Source organism: Stenotrophomonas sp. GbtcB23 (genome assembly GCF_019091045.1).
GTDB classification, from domain to species: Bacteria; Pseudomonadota; Gammaproteobacteria; order Xanthomonadales; family Xanthomonadaceae; genus Stenotrophomonas; species Stenotrophomonas rhizophila_A.
The window spans coordinates 1-244 of record NZ_JAGXKC010000602.1 but is presented as its reverse complement, the minus strand read 5'-3'; the positions used below and the strand labels follow the sequence as shown (position 1 = coordinate 244).

Annotated in this window: 1 pseudogene; it reads right to left on the bottom strand. The window is 68.4% G+C overall.

What is annotated here, in order from left to right:
• Positions 1-244 (bottom strand): annotated as a pseudogene (locus tag KVS69_RS20255) (ATPase); the annotation flags it as partial.

Sequence of the window (244 nt, the reverse complement as noted above, 5' to 3'; positions counted from 1 at the left end):
GCACAGCTCGTGCGTGCGGGCCCCCCGCTCGATGGCACCCATGAAGCGGCGGAGCGCCGGGTACAGGTCTTCAAGCGAGCCCGGTTCACCGGACTCCGGCTCCTCAAGCACCACGATGAGATCGTTGCCGGTCCGATGGGCCAGCACCTGGTGCCTGCCATGTACACCGATCGTGTGTGCGCCCAGGAACTGGGAGGTGTCCGGCTTGAGCGCCACAAGGGTCGGACGGCAGGCGGCCAGCGTG